General features: G+C 49.8%; 16 protein-coding genes and 1 tRNA gene. 15 read left to right on the top strand and 2 right to left on the bottom strand.

Translation table 11 applies throughout. The annotated features are described in order from the left end of the window. The first annotated feature begins 70 nt into the window (after positions 1–70). Entirely contained in the window at positions 71–865 is a 795-nt protein-coding gene (locus Q0X35_RS03275) for an HNH endonuclease family protein (RefSeq protein ID WP_297565380.1), read from the top strand. A 52-nt stretch (positions 866–917) separates the two neighbouring features. Further along, the gene (locus Q0X35_RS03270; protein ID WP_297565377.1) at positions 918–1,316 is read left to right on the top strand and encodes a hypothetical protein; all 399 of its coding nucleotides are present in this window, start codon (positions 918–920) and stop codon (positions 1,314–1,316) included. Positions 1,317–1,460: 144 nt separating this feature from the next. On the opposite strand, the gene Q0X35_RS03265 is transcribed toward Q0X35_RS03270, so the two are convergent. Further along, complete coding sequence (locus Q0X35_RS03265) at positions 1,461–2,417, bottom strand: aldo/keto reductase (protein WP_297565374.1); 957 nt, start codon at positions 2,415–2,417, stop codon at positions 1,461–1,463. A 51-nt stretch (positions 2,418–2,468) separates the two neighbouring features. Between Q0X35_RS03265 and Q0X35_RS03260 the strand changes: the two genes are divergently transcribed. Genes Q0X35_RS03260 through Q0X35_RS03250 form a run of 3 tightly spaced genes read left to right on the top strand, consistent with a single transcriptional unit; the run spans position 2,469 to position 5,329 of the window. Then, a complete protein-coding gene (locus Q0X35_RS03260; protein WP_297565372.1) occupies positions 2,469–3,311 on the top strand; it encodes an undecaprenyl-diphosphate phosphatase in 843 nt (280 codons plus the stop codon). Further along, positions 3,312–4,655 (top strand): hypothetical protein, encoded by a 1,344-nt coding sequence (locus Q0X35_RS03255; protein WP_297565369.1) that lies wholly within the window; start codon positions 3,312–3,314, stop codon positions 4,653–4,655. It abuts the gene before it with no gap. Next, positions 4,652–5,329, top strand: a complete 678-nt coding sequence (locus Q0X35_RS03250; RefSeq protein ID WP_297565367.1) for an HAD family phosphatase — start codon at positions 4,652–4,654, stop codon at positions 5,327–5,329. Before Q0X35_RS03255 ends, Q0X35_RS03250 begins: the two co-directional genes overlap by 4 nt. Before the next feature lie 150 nt (positions 5,330–5,479). Here Q0X35_RS03250 and Q0X35_RS03245 read toward each other — a convergent pair whose 3' ends face one another. Next, positions 5,480–6,313, bottom strand: a complete 834-nt coding sequence (locus Q0X35_RS03245) for a PD-(D/E)XK nuclease family protein (RefSeq protein ID WP_297565365.1) — start codon at positions 6,311–6,313, stop codon at positions 5,480–5,482. 57 nt (positions 6,314–6,370) lie between these two features. Here Q0X35_RS03245 and Q0X35_RS03240 point away from each other — a divergent pair, with 57 nt between their 5' ends. The 10 genes from Q0X35_RS03240 to Q0X35_RS03195 all read left to right on the top strand — a co-directional run bounded on the left by Q0X35_RS03240 (position 6,371) and on the right by Q0X35_RS03195 (position 15,412). Continuing rightward, the gene (locus Q0X35_RS03240; protein WP_297565362.1) at positions 6,371–7,456 is read left to right on the top strand and encodes a tRNA (adenine-N1)-methyltransferase; all 1,086 of its coding nucleotides are present in this window, start codon (positions 6,371–6,373) and stop codon (positions 7,454–7,456) included. Then, complete coding sequence (gene dop / locus Q0X35_RS03235) at positions 7,432–9,036, top strand: depupylase/deamidase Dop (RefSeq protein WP_297565359.1); 1,605 nt, start codon at positions 7,432–7,434, stop codon at positions 9,034–9,036. Before Q0X35_RS03240 ends, dop begins: the two co-directional genes overlap by 25 nt. A gap of 69 nt (positions 9,037–9,105) precedes the next feature. Then, complete coding sequence (locus tag Q0X35_RS03230; protein WP_297565356.1) at positions 9,106–9,327, top strand: ubiquitin-like protein Pup; 222 nt, start codon at positions 9,106–9,108, stop codon at positions 9,325–9,327. Then, positions 9,328–10,713, top strand: a complete 1,386-nt coding sequence (locus Q0X35_RS03225; protein WP_297565354.1) for a proteasome accessory factor PafA2 family protein — start codon at positions 9,328–9,330, stop codon at positions 10,711–10,713. It begins immediately after the preceding gene. Next, positions 10,713–11,573 (top strand): FKBP-type peptidyl-prolyl cis-trans isomerase, encoded by an 861-nt coding sequence (locus Q0X35_RS03220; RefSeq protein ID WP_297565351.1) that lies wholly within the window; start codon positions 10,713–10,715, stop codon positions 11,571–11,573. The genes Q0X35_RS03225 and Q0X35_RS03220 overlap by 1 nt, the downstream gene beginning before the upstream one ends. Positions 11,574–11,623: 50 nt before the next feature. Further along, a complete protein-coding gene (hisF, locus tag Q0X35_RS03215; protein ID WP_297565349.1) occupies positions 11,624–12,394 on the top strand; it encodes an imidazole glycerol phosphate synthase subunit HisF in 771 nt (256 codons plus the stop codon). Positions 12,395–12,477: 83 nt separating this feature from the next. Next, positions 12,478–12,867 carry a phosphoribosyl-AMP cyclohydrolase gene (gene hisI, locus Q0X35_RS03210; RefSeq protein ID WP_297565384.1) on the top strand — a complete coding sequence of 130 codons (390 nt, stop codon included), beginning with the start codon at positions 12,478–12,480 and terminating at the stop codon, positions 12,865–12,867. A 39-nt stretch (positions 12,868–12,906) separates the two neighbouring features. After that, the gene (gene lgt / locus Q0X35_RS03205; protein WP_297565347.1) at positions 12,907–13,764 is read left to right on the top strand and encodes a prolipoprotein diacylglyceryl transferase; all 858 of its coding nucleotides are present in this window, start codon (positions 12,907–12,909) and stop codon (positions 13,762–13,764) included. Positions 13,765–13,815: 51 nt separating this feature from the next. Then, positions 13,816–15,237 carry a pyruvate kinase gene (gene pyk / locus Q0X35_RS03200; RefSeq protein ID WP_297565344.1) on the top strand — a complete coding sequence of 474 codons (1,422 nt, stop codon included), beginning with the start codon at positions 13,816–13,818 and terminating at the stop codon, positions 15,235–15,237. Between the two features lie 92 nt (positions 15,238–15,329). Further along, positions 15,330–15,412, top strand: a tRNA-Leu gene (locus Q0X35_RS03195). The last annotated feature ends 56 nt before the right edge of the window (positions 15,413–15,468 follow it).

Genomic DNA, 15,468 nt, shown 5'->3' with positions numbered 1-15,468 from the left:
GATTAGAATAACGGTCTCGTGGGCTCGGAGATGTGTATAAGAGACAGCACCTACTGCTCAAGCAGAACGAGTGGCTGCTGCGCAGAATTTTTTACGCACCCAGTTGAGCGCGGATAATCCCGATCCACATGGAGGAGTGGGATATAGCGGTAACCGGCGCGCTATTTTCGGGGAGCCGTGGTTAGATATCGATGGCAACGGCTGCGACACCCGCAACGATATACTAGCTCGCGACCTAGAAAATATAGATTTTTCTCCGCGGGCGGGGAGGCAGGATCGAGTAGCTGGAAAAGGCGAGGGAGTGTTTTCTTGCCCAGATGCCACGGTATACAGCGGCAAACTGCGTGATCCCTACACCGGAAAGGAAATAGAATTTCGCCGTGGTGCGCAGAGTTCTGCGCAAGTGCAAATTGATCATATTATTCCGCTTGCCTATGCTTATGTGCACGGTGGCTGGGAATTAGCGCAAAAAGGAGAGAAAAATTTACTGCAAGAATTTGCTAATGATCCGGTGAATTTACGGGCAGTATCTGGCGCAGCTAATAAAGAAAAATCGGCAGCGGGGCCGGCGCAGTGGCTCCCGGAAAATCGGGATTTTCATTGTGAATATGCGCTAGAGATAGTGGCAGTATTGGAAAAATATAATTCGCGTGGTTTCACGTTAGCGCCTGCAGACAGAGAGGCTTTGCTCGATATTCTCAGTAATTCTTGCAATGGCGACAGTGGAAAAATCGGGGAAATTCGTAAGCAAATAGCGGAAAAAATGCCGATAGTTATTTTTCTGGGAGGCGGTGCGGTGGCAATAATTTTCTTCTCTAGGGAGCCGCGGCGCAATAAAAAATCCGTAATTTATAAAAAACGTTAATATCTTTAGTTATTCTTTGAAAACTACACGCAAACTGGACTACTCTGGAGTTATGGCTGTAGATTTGCAAACTGCGTATACTCGCTTGGTAAATGCGCTAGAAGAATTTCATAGTTCGGTATTGGAATTTTCCGATGCGGAAGCACCGGCGGTATTGCGCGCTACCGATCATTTAGTGGATGCCTACACCGTCTATGACGATGCGATTTTCACCCAATATGGGGTAGAGATGCCTTTCGATACCTACGCCGATGATGATGACGACGATGACGATTACGAAGGCAATGACGCTTTTGATTTCTATGCGCATGACGATGACGATGATGACGACGACGAGTACGATTTTTCCGACGCCGATGACGATGATGAAGACGATGACGATGAAGATTACGGCGAAGAAGATGACTACGATGATTATGACTACGCCGATGACGACGAGGACGACGATTAAAGAAACTGATTGATTGGCGCAGTTTAGCGCAGCAATTTAGTTAGCTAATTTAATACGCCTTTAATTTCTTTTTAATTCGCCTTTGATTTGCGCTTTTGGTTTCGCGCGCTGACTATGCAACGCGCGTGCTAGCTGTAAAAATATCTAAAGGGATGGATAGGCAATATATGGGCGTGATACGTCGTTTAGCACATTAAATACCTGCAGAGGAAGCTCTTCTATTTCGGTAGTGAAAAGTTGATCAGCTTGGTTGGCAGTACGCGGCCCGCAAATTGCACAAGCCACGCCATTTTGTAGTGCCCAAGCTAAAGCCACATCGGTGGGAGTGCGCCCGAGCCCGTCGGCGGCTTTGGCCACTGCTTCGGTGATGCGGCGAGGAGTCTCTTCTAGATAGGGAGCCACCATGGCGTAGAGATGTTTAGTGGCCGCCCGTGAAGTGGGCGGAATAGTATTGCGATATTTACCAGTCAAGACTCCGGCTGCGAGCGGGGAAAAAGCAATCATTCCTAATCCGAGTGCTTGCGCCATAGGAAAATTATCTAGCTCAGTTCTTCGCTCTAAAAGCGAATACGGAAAAGCGAGCGCAGTGGGGAGAGGCAAGTGCAAATCCTCCATAATCTGCCGGAATTGCGCACTCTTCCAGGCGCTTTGCCGGCTAAATCCCAGATAGCGCACTTTTCCTTGTTCTACAAAATTAGCAAGGGTGCTGAGCATCTCGGCAGCCGGCATTTGTGGATCTGGTTCGGGCACGAGCAATAAATCTAGGTAGTCAGTTTTTAGGGTGCGCAGTGTTCCATGCAGGGAACGGTAGAGATGACTGCGCCCTCCGCGCAACTCGGTGCCTTTTTTGTTAGCGGAAATTTGCCCACACAATATCAAATCGGTACGGGAAAAAGCCTTGTTCAGCAGAGCGCCTACTACTGCTTCGGCATCTCCTTCTCCGTAATCTGGGGAGATATCTAGCAGATTACCTCCTGCATTGAGCAAGGCGGCGAGAATATGGGCGGCATCAGCTGGTTCTGTATCGCGCCCCCAGTTGAGAGTGCCGATTCCGAGATTTCCTACCTGTAATCCAGAATTTCCAATCTTGGTGTGCTTCACACCTCCGAGCTTAGCTCAACTCTGGCGAAAAAATATAGCTAAGCTGAGGGCGTGGGAATATTTGAAGCCATAATTTTAGGTATCGTGCAAGGATTGACGGAGTTTCTGCCTATATCCTCTTCGGCACATTTACGCATCGTCGGAGAGCTATTTCCAAACTTAGGCGATCCGGGCGTGACTTTTACCGCCGTCACCCAAATAGGCACGGAAACAGCTGTGCTCATCTATTTTTGGAAAGATATTCGGCGTATCATCAGCAATTGGTTTCGGGCTTTACCGCTGGTGCCGGCCGCAAAACGACTTCCGCAAAGTGATCAGTATGTGCGCTTGGGTTGGATAGTAATAGTGGGTTCTATTCCGATTGCGGTATTAGGATTGGCGCTGGAAGATGCCATTGATTCGGTATTCCGTAACCTCTATGTGACGGCCTTTATGTTGGCACTTTTTGCTATCTTGCTCGGCTGGGCAGATCGCTGGGGAAAAAAACAGCAGCAATTAAGTGATATGCCGATAAAGCACGGTTTAATTCTCGGCTTCGCGCAGTCTTTGGCGCTCATCCCCGGTGTTTCGCGTTCGGGAGGCACTATCACTGCCGGTTTACTCCTCGGCTATACCCGCAGTACCGCCGCGCGTATTTCTTTTTTCCTGGCTATCCCCGCTATCTTAGCTTCCGGATTTTATCGACTTTTTAGTGACGACGGCACTGGCCCGCAAGTGGGAGCTCTTCCCACCCTAGTAGCCACGCTAACTGCTTTTGCGGTGGGATTCGCAGTTATAGTCTGGTTCTTGCGGTTAGTGGAGACAAAATCGTATATGCCTTTCGTAATATATCGTTTAGCTCTCGCAGCTACCGTAGTAATTATGCTGGGCAGCGGCATATTGGAGATGTATTAAATGCGTACTTGGGCTGAGCCAAAACTAGAGAAATTACCCGGCACGCCGCCGCCGCTTTATTTACGCGATACCAATACCGGGGAGCTGCGCCGTCATTCTTTTTCGGATCTGCGCCTTTGGGTATGTGGAATCACCCCTTACGATGCTACACATCTGGGGCACGCCAATACCTACGTATTTTTCGATATTCTCGCTCGCACTTGGCGGGATTCCGGGCGGGTGCTGCGCTATGCGCAAAATCTTACCGATATAGATGATCCGCTTTTTGAGCGCGCCGCGGTTACCGGGGTCTATTGGAAAGACCTTGCCGCCGCGCAGACGCAACTTTTCCGTGAAGATATGGAAAAATTATCCGTGATTCCCCCGCAGGATTGGGTATCGGTTTCCGAAGCGCTTCCGGATTTAATGGAGCAGGTGGAGAAGTTTCGCCACCAAGAAAATGCTTATGAATTGCCGAACGCCAACGGCAGTACTGATATTTATATCTCTTTAACCGGAGATAGCCATTTTGCGGCAGCGCCAATTTTTTCGCATATGGATTTAGCAGCTGTATTTGATGCGCACGGCGGAGATTCTACCCGCCCCGGGAAACGAGATATTCTCGATCCGCTGCTCTGGCGGGGAGTGCGCGGAGCAGATTATTCTCCTATCGATTTGCGTGACGGTGGTTGGCGCCCGGGTTGGCATATTGAATGCGCCGTAATAGCCCACAAGTTACTGGGCAGAGTGGATGTGCAAGGCGGGGGAGCTGATCTAATTTTCCCGCACCACGAGATGAGTGAAGCTCATTTACGCGCACTAAGCGGCGATGCGGCACCGGTCGGTATCCATATGCACAGCGGGCTAGTGGCCTATCAAGGGCAAAAAATGTCTAAATCGCTAGGTAATTTAGTGCTGGTTTCTAAATTAGTGGCCGGGGGAGCAGATCCGCGGGCAGTTCGTTTAGCTATTATTCAACATCACTATCGCGAAGATTGGGAATATGACGATGCAGTATTGCAAGTAGCTACGATGCGCTTGCGAAATTGGCAGCGGGCTGTGCAAGCTCCTGTAGAAACGCCCTCAGAATTTTCGCCGGCAACTGCAAAAACAGAAAATTCGGTAAAGCCTGCCGCGCTGCGCACCGAGCAATCGCGAGCGGGTATGGAAGCAGCGATAGGCACAGAAAAATCAGTGCGGGAGTTTTTAGAGGAGATGCGCACTCACCTTGCAAATGATTTAGATACTCCGCGCGCCCTCAGGCTGGTAGATAACTATATTGCTGCTGTAGCTAGCTGGGAATCTAGGGCGGCGCGGCAGCTTTTTATTGCCACAATAGATAATCTTTTAGGGATTGCGCTATGAAAACTGCTAGTAATTTTTCTGGTGCGGTGCTCTTCGATATGGATGGCACCCTCACTGATACTGAAAAAATTTGGTGGGAAGCGGAGCAGAAAGTTTGTGTGCGGGCTGGCTATGAGCTGCAGCTGGAAGAAGCGAAAATAAGTATCGGCAAATCGCTTCCCGAAGCGGCGCGGCAAATCGTGGAATACACCGGAATCGATATGACGCCTGCGGAATACGAAACTGAATTGACAAAGCTAGTGGCGCAAATAGCAGCAGAAGAAGGACTACCGTGGCGGCCGGGAGCTTTTGAACTATTGACTTGCTTGGTAGAAATGGGGATTCCTTCTGCTCTCGTCACCTCTTCCTACCACAGTTTTGCGCGGCACGCTCTGCGCCGGGCTCCGCAAGGCAGCCTAGAAGTAATAGTGAGCGGAGATATGCCCATTCGCGGGAAACCACAGCCAGATCCCTATTTAGAAGCGGCACACTTACTGGGAGTAGATATTCACCATTGTTTAGCCTTTGAAGATTCTGTGCCGGGGCTATATGCCGCTTTTCAATCGGGGGCGCGCACCTTTGCGGTGCCCTTTATGGTGGAATTGCCGCGTCTGCCGGGAGTGCGTTTCTTAAAGTCTCTTCAAGAAGTAGATGCCGATTTTCTGCGGCAAGAGTTTGCGGATTTAATACCCTAGCGCTGATACACTAATACGCTTTTAATACATTAATACGCTAATACACTATGCGTGCTTTAATGCATTGCCGGTATGAGATGCGGTGCGATGTGATGCGGTGCGATGCGGTGCGATGCGGTGCGATGCGGTGCGATGCGAGCGAAGCCCGTATTAAGAATCTGCTCTTTGTACCGTAAGCAGCTGCGCGGCCCCTTCTTCATTCCAGGGCGGGGTGCTTGCGCCAAAAGCCGGACAGAATTTTTGAAAACTACACCAGTTACACAGCTGACTGGTACGCGGAGCGAAATAGCGTTCTTCTAAGCTGTGCAAGATATTTTTCCATACTGAATCCACTTGCCGGCAAAATAAATCAATATCCGCTTCCACCGGATCGTAACTGAGAATACGGCTATTTTTCAAATAGAGCAGCTGCGCGCGTAGCGGCAATTTACCATCGCGAAAATAGAGTGCTGCCGCATAAAATAAAAGCTGAAATATGGCGTCTTCTTGAAACTGCGGTTTGGGTGATTTCCCCGTTTTATAATCCACAATTCGAATATCTCCCGCCGTATTTTTATCTAAACGATCAATTATGCCGCGAATTGCCAATCCGGAAGGTAGATAAGCATTTATGAACATCTCGCGCTGGGCTGGCTCTAAATACTGGGGATTTTCTAAGTCAAAATAATTTTTCAGCAAGGGGCGCGCCGATTCGAGCCAGGGTGCAATCTCCGCAGCGGTAGGAAAAATTTCGAGAGATTCCGGGTGCTTTTCTAGGTGTGCTTCCCAGCGCGGAATCAACATCTCTTGGGCTTGTTCTTCGCTTCGCTCTGCAGCTGGCAAGAGAAAGAGGTTTTCTAAAACGGAATGTACAAGAGTGCCGCGAAGTGCTTCTCGGGAAGGTATTTCAGCTATTTTGTCGATTGTGCGCAGGCGAAACTTAAAAGGACATTGCTGAAATTCGTTTATGCGGGAGGGGGAGAGTGCGGCATGAGTTGAGTTCATAACTCTACCGTACTACGCCTTTTGGGGAACTTTCCTCCAGCCCGTAGAATGTGGAGTGTGCAGGACTATCCACAAGAACAAAAAGCGCGGCGGCGCGGGCCCTTTCGAGCCGGTGAGCGCGTGCAGCTGACTGACAGTAAAAATCGTCGCTATACCATTACCTTGACTGCCGATGGGTATTTTCAATCTCGGCGGGGAAGCTTTTATCATCGCGATTTGATTGGGAAAGAGGAGGGCACTCTGCTCACCACCGCAACGGGGCATAAACTGCTGGCATTCCGCCCGCTCATTTCGGATTATGTACTTTCGATGCCGCGTGGCGCCACCGTGATATATCCGAAAGATGCTGGGCAAATTGTGCACTACGCAGATATTTTCCCAGGTGCACAGGTGGTAGAAGCCGGTTTAGGCTCAGGAGCGCTAGCTATCTCGCTTTTGGCCGCTGTGGGTAAAGAAGGGCATTTAACTTCGGTAGAACGCCGCCCCGAATATGCCGATATCGCCCGCGCCAATGTGGAGTCATGGTACGGCAGCGCGAATTTACCGTGGGAAATAAAAATAGGAGACTTGGCGGAAGTATTGGCAGATCTTCCTCCAGCACAGATAGATAGAGTAGTGCTCGATATGCTCGCTCCGTGGGAAAATATCGCCGCGGCGGCACGGGTGTTAGTGCCCGGAGGAGTATTTTTAGCCTACGTAACCACTATTCCGCAGCTTTCACGCCTCACCGAAGAGCTGCGCATATCTGGGGAATTTACGGATCCTACGTCATTTGAAATACTGCTCCGCCCCTGGCACGTAGAAGGACTTTCCATTCGCCCCGTACATTCGATGGTGGCACATACGGGATTTTTATTAACGGCGCGGCGATTGGCTAACGAATCCGCTGGGCAACTTTTTAATTCGGAGCAATTATCGGCAGCTGTTCTTCCATTTTGCGGAGCAGATAGTGATTGGGAAGCAGAATTAGATCGAGATTTTAAGAACGGGAAGCGGATTCGGAAAATCCGGCGAGCGGTGGCGCGGCGGGCAGACCAAGAGGAAAGCGGTCTTTCTCACCCTGGCGAAAATATGGAGAAATTAGAAGCGCAACTGCGGCGGGAGCAAAAGGAGAAAAGATGTCCATCGAAGCAGCCCGAGTAATTGGTTTAGAGACGGAGTTTGGAATTCTAGATGCGGAGCAGAAATCCGCAAATCCGATAGTGCTCAGCACCGAAGTAGTTAATTCACTAGCTGAATTTGGGGCGGCAGCGGATAAAAGCGCAAGTAACTGGGATTATAGCGGCGAAGATCCGCTCCAAGACGCCCGCGGTTTTCATCTAGAGCGTGCGGCTGCCCACCCCACACAGCTCACCGATTCCGGTGCCAAGTACGGCACCTCGGCGGCGGCAGAAATGGCATTTTTGCCGCGCCCGCGCCCAGAAGAGCTGCGTCTTTCCCGAGTGGCGAATACGGTATTAGCAAACGGGGCTCGATTTTATGTAGACCATGCTCATCCGGAATACTCCGCTCCGGAAGCTGCTAGCCCGCGCGCGGCCGTGCTCTGGGATCGAGCTGGAGAGATAATTGCACAGCGTGCTATGCAAAAATTGGCGGAGCAAGGCAAGCAGTATGTGCTCTATAAAAATAATGTCGACGGGAAAGGCGCTTCCTATGGCGCGCATGAAAATTATTTGCTCTCACGCCAGGTAGATTTCGCCACTATCGTGCGTTATCTGACTCCTTTCTTAGCTACGCGGCAAATTTTCTGCGGCAGTGGCAGGTTGGGGATCGGGCAAAAATCAGAGCAGGCTAATGCCTTTCAGATAGCACAGCGCGCTGACTACATCGAAAATGATGTGGGGCTCGAAACCACTTTTAATCGTCCACTGATAAATAGCCGCGATGAACCACATGCACCGGCTAATTATCGCCGTCTGCATTTAATAAACGGCGATGCTAACCAATTCGATATTTCCACATTTTTGAAAGTTGGCACTACTTCGCTCGTGCTCAGCTTATTAGAAAGTGGAAATATCCCGCTTTCCTTAGAAGCGGCGGCTTTAGCCGATCCAGTAGCTGCTACTTGGCAAATATCGCATGATCTTTCCCTGCGGGCGCCTTTGGAAATGCAAGACGGGACTGCGAAAACGGCAGTGGATATTCAAGAGATGTATCTGGAAGCCGTGCGAGGGGAAATAGAAAAGAATGGTAATAAAGATAGCGAAACTTTAGAAATAATCGACCTTTGGCAGCAGACTCTGGAAGGCTTGCGCACCGATATTTTTTCTTTAGCTACGCAGGTGGAGTGGATAGCGAAATACCAACTGTTGCAGTCGTGGCAGCATAAATATGGGCAGAGTGATCTGGGAGAAAAATTGCGGGCACTAGATTTACAGTGGCACGATTTACGGCCGGAAAAATCAGTGGTGCAGAAATTACGCCAGGCCGGGCGGGTGAAACAGCTTTTTAGTGACGCAGAAGTGCAGTGGGCAGCCGCCAATCCTCCATCTCAGACCCGCGCATATGTGCGGGGAAATTTAATTAAGAAATTTCCCACTGGGGTGACAGCGGCCGGCTGGGGAGGAATAATTTTAGATATTCCGGAGAGTCCGCAGCTAGTGCGAATTCCGCTTTTGGATCCACAACCAAAAAATTTAGCGAAATATCGTAGTTGGATAGAAAATAGTTCGTCAATAGCGGAGTTTTTCCAGCTCTATAGTAAGCAAGAGCCCGGCGCATAATTGTGGGCTCGGTGGAGAAAAAGTAGAGTTAAATAGTGGTAGTAGCCCGGGAAAGAAACAGAGAAAATAATGGAAAATGATGCAGTAGATAAAGTAGGTAATTTCGTTAGCGAGTTAAATGCGGGTAATGCTAGCAATGCGGCGAATGCGCAAGACGCGGCTAATAACTCAATTGCGGCCGGGGAAAAAGTCGATGAAAACCTGGATATGTTGCTGAGCGATATTGGAGAAATACTGGAAGAAGACGCGGCAGCTTTCGTACAAGGTTTCGTGCAAAAAGGTGGGGAATAAGTGGTGCAGCCGGAAAAAAGAATTTTCGGTATTGAAAATGAATATGGCATAACTTGCCCGCGGCTAGACGGGCGCGGTTCCGCGCTGTTGCCGGAAGCGGCAGCGCAGTTGCTCTTCGCTCCTTTGGTGGAAAAAATGCACACTGCCAATGTGTATCTACCGAATGGAAGTCGACTTTACTTAGATGTAGGCACCCATCCCGAGTATGCCAGTGCCGAATGCGATGACCCCGCTGATTTACTGGCAAATGACCGCGCCGGAGATGCGATATTGCGGGATTTAGCAGCGCAAGCTAATAACGAATTACGGGCAAAGCAGGCGGGGCAGATTCATCTTTTTAAGAATAATGTAGATAGTGCCGGGCATTCTTTTGGCTGCCATGAAAATTACCTAGTGCGCCGGCGGCGTGACTATCGGGCGCGGGTGGAATCATTGATTCCTTTTTTCGTATCGCGGCAGTTACTAGTGGGAGCGGGCTATATTATGCCCGCTACTGCAGAGGAGGCCGCACATTTTGAAATTTCCCAGCGGGCGCGTTATATATCAGATTCAATATCCGCTGCTACTACTAATTCTCGTCCACTTATAAATACGCGCGATGAACCGCACGGAGATCCAGAGCGGTTCCGCAGACTCCACGTGATAGTAGGGGATTCGAATATTGGTGATGCCACTACTGTTTTGAAAATCTGTATGACGGAAGCAGTGCTGGGAATACTGGAGACGGGAGAGAAACTACCGGAATACACTTTAGAAGATCCCTTGGCTGCTTTGCGGGCAATTTCGCGGGATTGGCAAGCATTGGTGCCTTTGGCAAACGGGAAAAGTATTTCTGCGCTAGATTTACAAATCGTTTTTTATCAGTGGGTAGAATCCCACTATGAAAAGTGGGGATGGGAGGTGCAATCGCCCCTGCGGCAATATGCTTTCCAACTGTGGAGGCGAGCTTTAACTGCTTTGGAAGCAGATAATTTATCTGCAATTGCCACCGAAATAGATTGGGTAGCAAAACGGCGTTTTTTCCGCCGCTATCAGGAAAAATTTTCTTTAGACTACGGAGATATGCGTTTAGCCCGTCTGGAATTAGCTTGGCACGATATTACCGAAAAAGGTCTGCGCGATTCCCTAGAAGAAAACGGGATTTTGCGGGTTTTGCTCGATCCAGCAGAAATTAGTGCAGCTCAATCACTGCCTCCGCGCACTACCCGGGCAAAATTGCGCGGAGATTTCATCAAGGCGGCGCAGGCGGCACGTGCCACTTATTTAGCAGATTGGTCCACGCTGCAGTTGGTGGACGGCACCGGCGTCCATAGCATAGAGTTAGATGATCCTTTTGTAGCTACCGATAGACGGGTAGAGCTACTTTTGGCTCGGTTGGAGAAATAATGCCAAGACGCTTAGCCTTACTGGCTTTAGGAATAGGGTTATTAATTGGTCTATTGCCCGGATTTACGCACTGGTTTACAGGCCCAGGTCCAGTGGATTTACGTATTGGTGCCTATGGAGAAATTGGGGAACCGGTATTTCTGCAGGTTACTGGCACTCCGCGTATTGCCGATAAGGGAATTCGGGTGCTTAAAGAAGGAAAGGGCGAGAAAATAAAGGCTGGCGGGCAGGTACTTTTTCAAGCGACGTCGTTCATATATAAAAATGGGTATCGCTTGGTTGAGAACGAGTACAGCCGAATCTATGCGGGAGTGGCGGAGGCGGAAAGTCTCGGGAAAGTAGCGCCAGCAATAATTGAGCGAAAAATTGGTAGCCGTATAGAAATCGTCGAAGTGCCGGAAAATGAAAACAAGGCGGAAATAGTAATAATCGATATTTTGCCGCTGCACATTGCCGGCGAGAATAAAAATTCCGGCGCAGCAGGGCTTCCTACAGTTACGGAGGATGCGGCAGGTGTGCCACATCTACAAGGGGGAGATGCCCACACATTTCGGACGGCAGTGCTAAAAGCGGGATCGGGAGTGCAGCTGAATAAAAAATCGCGGATATATGCTAATTATGTGCGCACCGATGCACAGGGAAAAGTGCTGGAAAATACCTGGGAAAATCCTGCCCCCGCCTATTTGGAATTAGAAAAATTGTTTACGGGGCTGCAGAGCGGACTTATAAATGAGCGGGTAGGATCGCGAATTCTGCTCACAATTCCCGCGGCGCAGAGCCGCGGAGATAAAGATATCTATATGGTGGTAGATATATTGGCAGAAGTGGCAGATAGAGAGGCAGCGTCGGCGAAAAAATAATTTTCGGTGCCGGTAAAAATCGTGGGAGAATTTAACAGAAGGAAAATATTATGGGCGTAGCAGTGAGAGTAATACCCTGCCTAGATGTGGCAAAAGGCCGGGTAGTAAAAGGAGTAAATTTTCGCAATTTACGCGATGCCGGCGATCCGGTGGAGTTAGCAAAGCTTTACAGTGAGCAAGGCGCCGATGAGATTACCATTCTAGATATCGCCGCTTCGGTGGAAGATCGCGCGACTACCCAAAAATTGGTGGAAGACGTCAGCGCGCAGGTGTTTATCCCTTGTACCGTGGGCGGAGGTGTGCGTTCAGTGGCTGATGTGCAGCGTTTACTGGCTGCCGGCGCCGATAAGGTGGGGATTAATACGGCCGCTATTCGTCGTCCGGAGTTGTTAAAAGAAGTGGCAGAAACTTTCGGAAATCAAGTCATCACTCTTTCCGTAGATGCGCGCCGGGCTCCAGCTTTGCAGACGGCTTCTGGATATGAGGTCACTACGCATGGAGGAAAGCAAGGCACGGGTATAGATGCACTGGCCTGGGCGGAAAAGGCCGTAGCTTTAGGAGCGGGAGAAATCCTCCTCAATTCTATGGATGGCGACGGCACTACAGCCGGATTTGATTTAGAGATGATTGAGGCGATGCGGCAGGTAGTCGGGGTGCCAATTATCGCTTCCGGCGGAGCGGGTAAGGCAGAAGATTTTGTAGCTGCTGTGCAAGCCGGTGCTGATGCCGTATTAGCAGCTTCCGTATTCCACTTTGGAACTCTCTCTATTAACGAGGTGAAGCAGGCTTTGGCGGCTGCCGGAATCGAGGTGCGGTTATGAGTAAGGAAAGTGCGCAGGTGGAGAATAAAGCTGCGGCTGTGAGCAGTAAGGATATGGCTGCAGCTGCGGGTGTGGCAAGAGCTATGGCCAATAAAGATATAGTGGCAGAGGATAAACTCGCGGCTGATATTTATCGGCGTTTGCGCTGGGATGCATCCGGTTTAATATGTGCGGTAGCGCAAGATTATCTAAACGGAGAAGTCCTTATGGTGGCATGGATGGACGAAACTGCGCTAGCGCGCACGCTCCGCACGGGAAGAGTCTGGTATTGGTCGCGTTCGCGCCAGGAGTATTGGCGAAAAGGTGATACTTCGGGGCATGTTCAAGAAGTAGTGCGCGTAGAAGTAGATTGTGACGGCGATGCGCTGCTATTGCAGGTACGGCAAAAGGGTGCGGCTTGCCATACGGGCACGCGGAGTTGTTTTCAAGCAGGTGGAGAATTACCAGTATTAGCGGCAGCAAAAATTTCCTAGTATATAAGCTGCGAGATAGTTATAAATAAGGTGAGTAGTATGCAAATATTATCTATTCCATCTCCATCAGTAGGGGTCTGGTATTTGGGACCTCTACCGGTGCGGGCCTATGCTTTGGCAATTATTACCGGAATTATATTCGCCTATATTTGGAGCGATAAACGTTATCGCGCCAAGGGTGGTCCAGTAGATACGCTGGCCGATGTGGCCATCTGGGGAGTGATTTGCGGAATTTTAGGTGCGCGTCTTTATCACGTATTCACCACTCCGCAGCCTTATTTTGGTGCACAGGGTGATATCTGGAAAGCTCTGCGTATATGGGAAGGTGGCCTCGGAATTTGGGGCGGAGTAGCGGGCGGAGCCTTGGGCATCTTTATCGCCTTACATCAGCGTGGATTGCGTTTTGCTCCGGCTGCGGACGCTATCGCCCCTACTTTACTGATCGGGCAGGCTATTGGGCGTTTTGGTAATTATTTCAATCAAGAGCTCTATGGAAGACCTACTAATCTGCCGTGGGGTTTGGAAATAGCTCCGGAAAAAATTAGTGGGGGATATCCGCCCGGCACGCTCTTTCACCCCACTTTTCTCTATGAAGCGCTGTGGTGTTTCTTAGGAGCTTTTTTGCTAGTGCGTCTAGAAAAACGCTTCCACTTAAATAGCGGTATGCTCGCTGCTGCTTACGGTATGTATTACACGCTGGGGCGGCTTTGGATAGAGATGCTCCGTATTGATCAGGCAGAAATAGTTGGGGGGTTGCGGCTAAACGTCTGGACGTCTTTAATTATTTTCCTCGGCTCGTTTTCCCTATTCCTCTTTTTGCGCCAGTACCGCCGGCAAAATCCGCAAATAGATGATATTTATCTGCCGAAGGCACAACCAACTGCGGATGCGAGATAACTTATAGTGTTTGAAGAGAGATATTTTATCAATATCAGCTAAGATGGATGTATGCGTAGAGCAAAAATTGTATGTACATTAGGGCCAGCTACTGCTTCGAAAGAAAAAATAGTTGAGTTAGTAAAAGCTGGGATGAACGTGGCGCGTATTAACGCCTCACATGGCGTTCATGCTGAGCACGAACAGAATATCGACTGGGTGCGGGAAGCAGCTGAAGAGTTAGATACGCCGGTTGCGGTGTTGCTAGATTTACAAGGGCCAAAGATTCGGCTCGGCACATTCGCCGATGGGCCGGTAATGCTTAATCCCGGAGATATCTTTACCATTACCACTGCGGATGTGGCCGGTAATGCGGAGTTAGTCTCCACTACCCATAAAGGCCTGCCTGAGGATTGCACTCCGGGCGATAAAATTCTCATTGACGATGGAAAAGTACAGGCGCGGGTATTAGAGGTCACCGATACCGAAGTGAAGACGGAGATTCTTATCGGCGGTCCAGTTTCCGATCATAAAGGAGTAAATTTGCCGGGAGTTGCCGTTTCGGTACCGGCCCTTTCGGAAAAAGATCGAATCGATTTGGAATGGGGCTTAGAGTACGGCTGTGATTTAGTGGCGCTTTCTTTTGTGCGCTCTGCCCGGGATGTGCAAGATGTGCACGAAATAATGGATAAAGTCGGGTGCACGCGGCCGGTAATCGCAAAAATCGAAAAACCGCAAGCAGTGGAAGTCCTCGAAGAGCTGATTGATGTATTCGATGGCTTTATGATTGCGCGAGGTGATTTAGGCGTCGAGCTGCCGCTCGAGCAAGTGCCAATCGTGCAGAAGCGAGCAATTGCTTTGGCACGCCGACACGCGAAGCCGGTAATAGTGGCTACGCAGGTATTAGAGTCCATGATAAGTGCCCCCACTCCGACTAGAGCGGAAACTTCCGACTGCGCGAATGCTATTTTAGACGGTGCCGATGCGGTCATGCTTTCCGGAGAGACTTCGGTAGGTAAGTACCCAGTACGCTGCGTAGAAACGATGGCGTCCATTATTGAATTTACGGAAGATAAAGCTTTGGAGAGCATTCCGAAGCTCGGTAATTTACACCGCACGCGGAACGGCGTTCTCACTAAATCTGCTTTAGATGTGGGCGAAGCACTCGGCGTTAAATACTTGGCAGTATTTACTTCATCTGGGCAGACAGCACGGCGTATGTCTCGCCTGCGTGCCCGGATTCCACTGCTGGTATTTACTCCGCATCGGGAAATTCGCCGGCAATTGGCACTTTCATGGGGAGTACAGTCGATGCTGGTACCGCCGGTAAAGAATACCGACGATATGGTAGATCAGGTAGATAGAGTACTGCGGAAGCGCGATATGGCAGTGATTGGCGATAGAGTGGTAATCATCTGCGGTATGCCTCCGGGGAGCAGCGGTTCTACCAATACTATTCGTATCCATAAGATAGGGGAGACCTTCAAACTGTAAAACTCCTGCCAATGTGATAGATAACCTTGGTTGGAGCTTGAAAAGTAGAGCTTTCTCCTTATAAGATTTATGCGTTTCCTTTGGAAACGTGCGCTCCTGTGGTGGAACTGGTAGACACACTGCACTCAAAATGCAGCGCCCATAAAGCGTGCGGGTTCGAATCCCGCCGGGAGCACCGCCTAGAGCTGTCTCTTATACACATCTGACGCTGCCGACGAAACCTTATGGGTG

It is taken from the genome of uncultured Arcanobacterium sp. (assembly GCF_947253055.1).
In the GTDB taxonomy this organism is placed as follows: Bacteria; Actinomycetota; Actinomycetes; order Actinomycetales; family Actinomycetaceae; genus Arcanobacterium_A.
Note: the sequence above shows the minus strand (reverse complement) of the source record. Positions and strands in the feature narration are given on the sequence as shown.

Bases quoted from the DNA above. Each gene is read 5' to 3' on its own strand.
- hisF (WP_297565349.1), top strand. From the start codon at position 11,624: ATGGGCGTAGCAGTGAGAGTAATACCCTGCCTAGATGTGGCAAAAGGC.
- lgt (WP_297565347.1), top strand. From the start codon at position 12,907: ATGCAAATATTATCTATTCCATCTCCATCAGTAGGGGTCTGGTATTTG.
- dop (WP_297565359.1), top strand. From the start codon at position 7,432: ATGTCCATCGAAGCAGCCCGAGTAATTGGTTTAGAGACGGAGTTTGGA.
- Q0X35_RS03220 (WP_297565351.1), top strand. From the start codon at position 10,713: ATGCCAAGACGCTTAGCCTTACTGGCTTTAGGAATAGGGTTATTAATT.
- Q0X35_RS03230 (WP_297565356.1), top strand. From the start codon at position 9,106: ATGGAAAATGATGCAGTAGATAAAGTAGGTAATTTCGTTAGCGAGTTA.
- pyk (WP_297565344.1), top strand. From the start codon at position 13,816: ATGCGTAGAGCAAAAATTGTATGTACATTAGGGCCAGCTACTGCTTCG.
- Q0X35_RS03270 (WP_297565377.1), top strand. From the start codon at position 918: ATGGCTGTAGATTTGCAAACTGCGTATACTCGCTTGGTAAATGCGCTA.
- hisI (WP_297565384.1), top strand. From the start codon at position 12,478: ATGGCCAATAAAGATATAGTGGCAGAGGATAAACTCGCGGCTGATATT.
- Q0X35_RS03245 (WP_297565365.1), bottom strand. From the start codon at position 6,313: ATGAACTCAACTCATGCCGCACTCTCCCCCTCCCGCATAAACGAATTT.
- Q0X35_RS03250 (WP_297565367.1), top strand. From the start codon at position 4,652: ATGAAAACTGCTAGTAATTTTTCTGGTGCGGTGCTCTTCGATATGGAT.
- Q0X35_RS03255 (WP_297565369.1), top strand. From the start codon at position 3,312: ATGCGTACTTGGGCTGAGCCAAAACTAGAGAAATTACCCGGCACGCCG.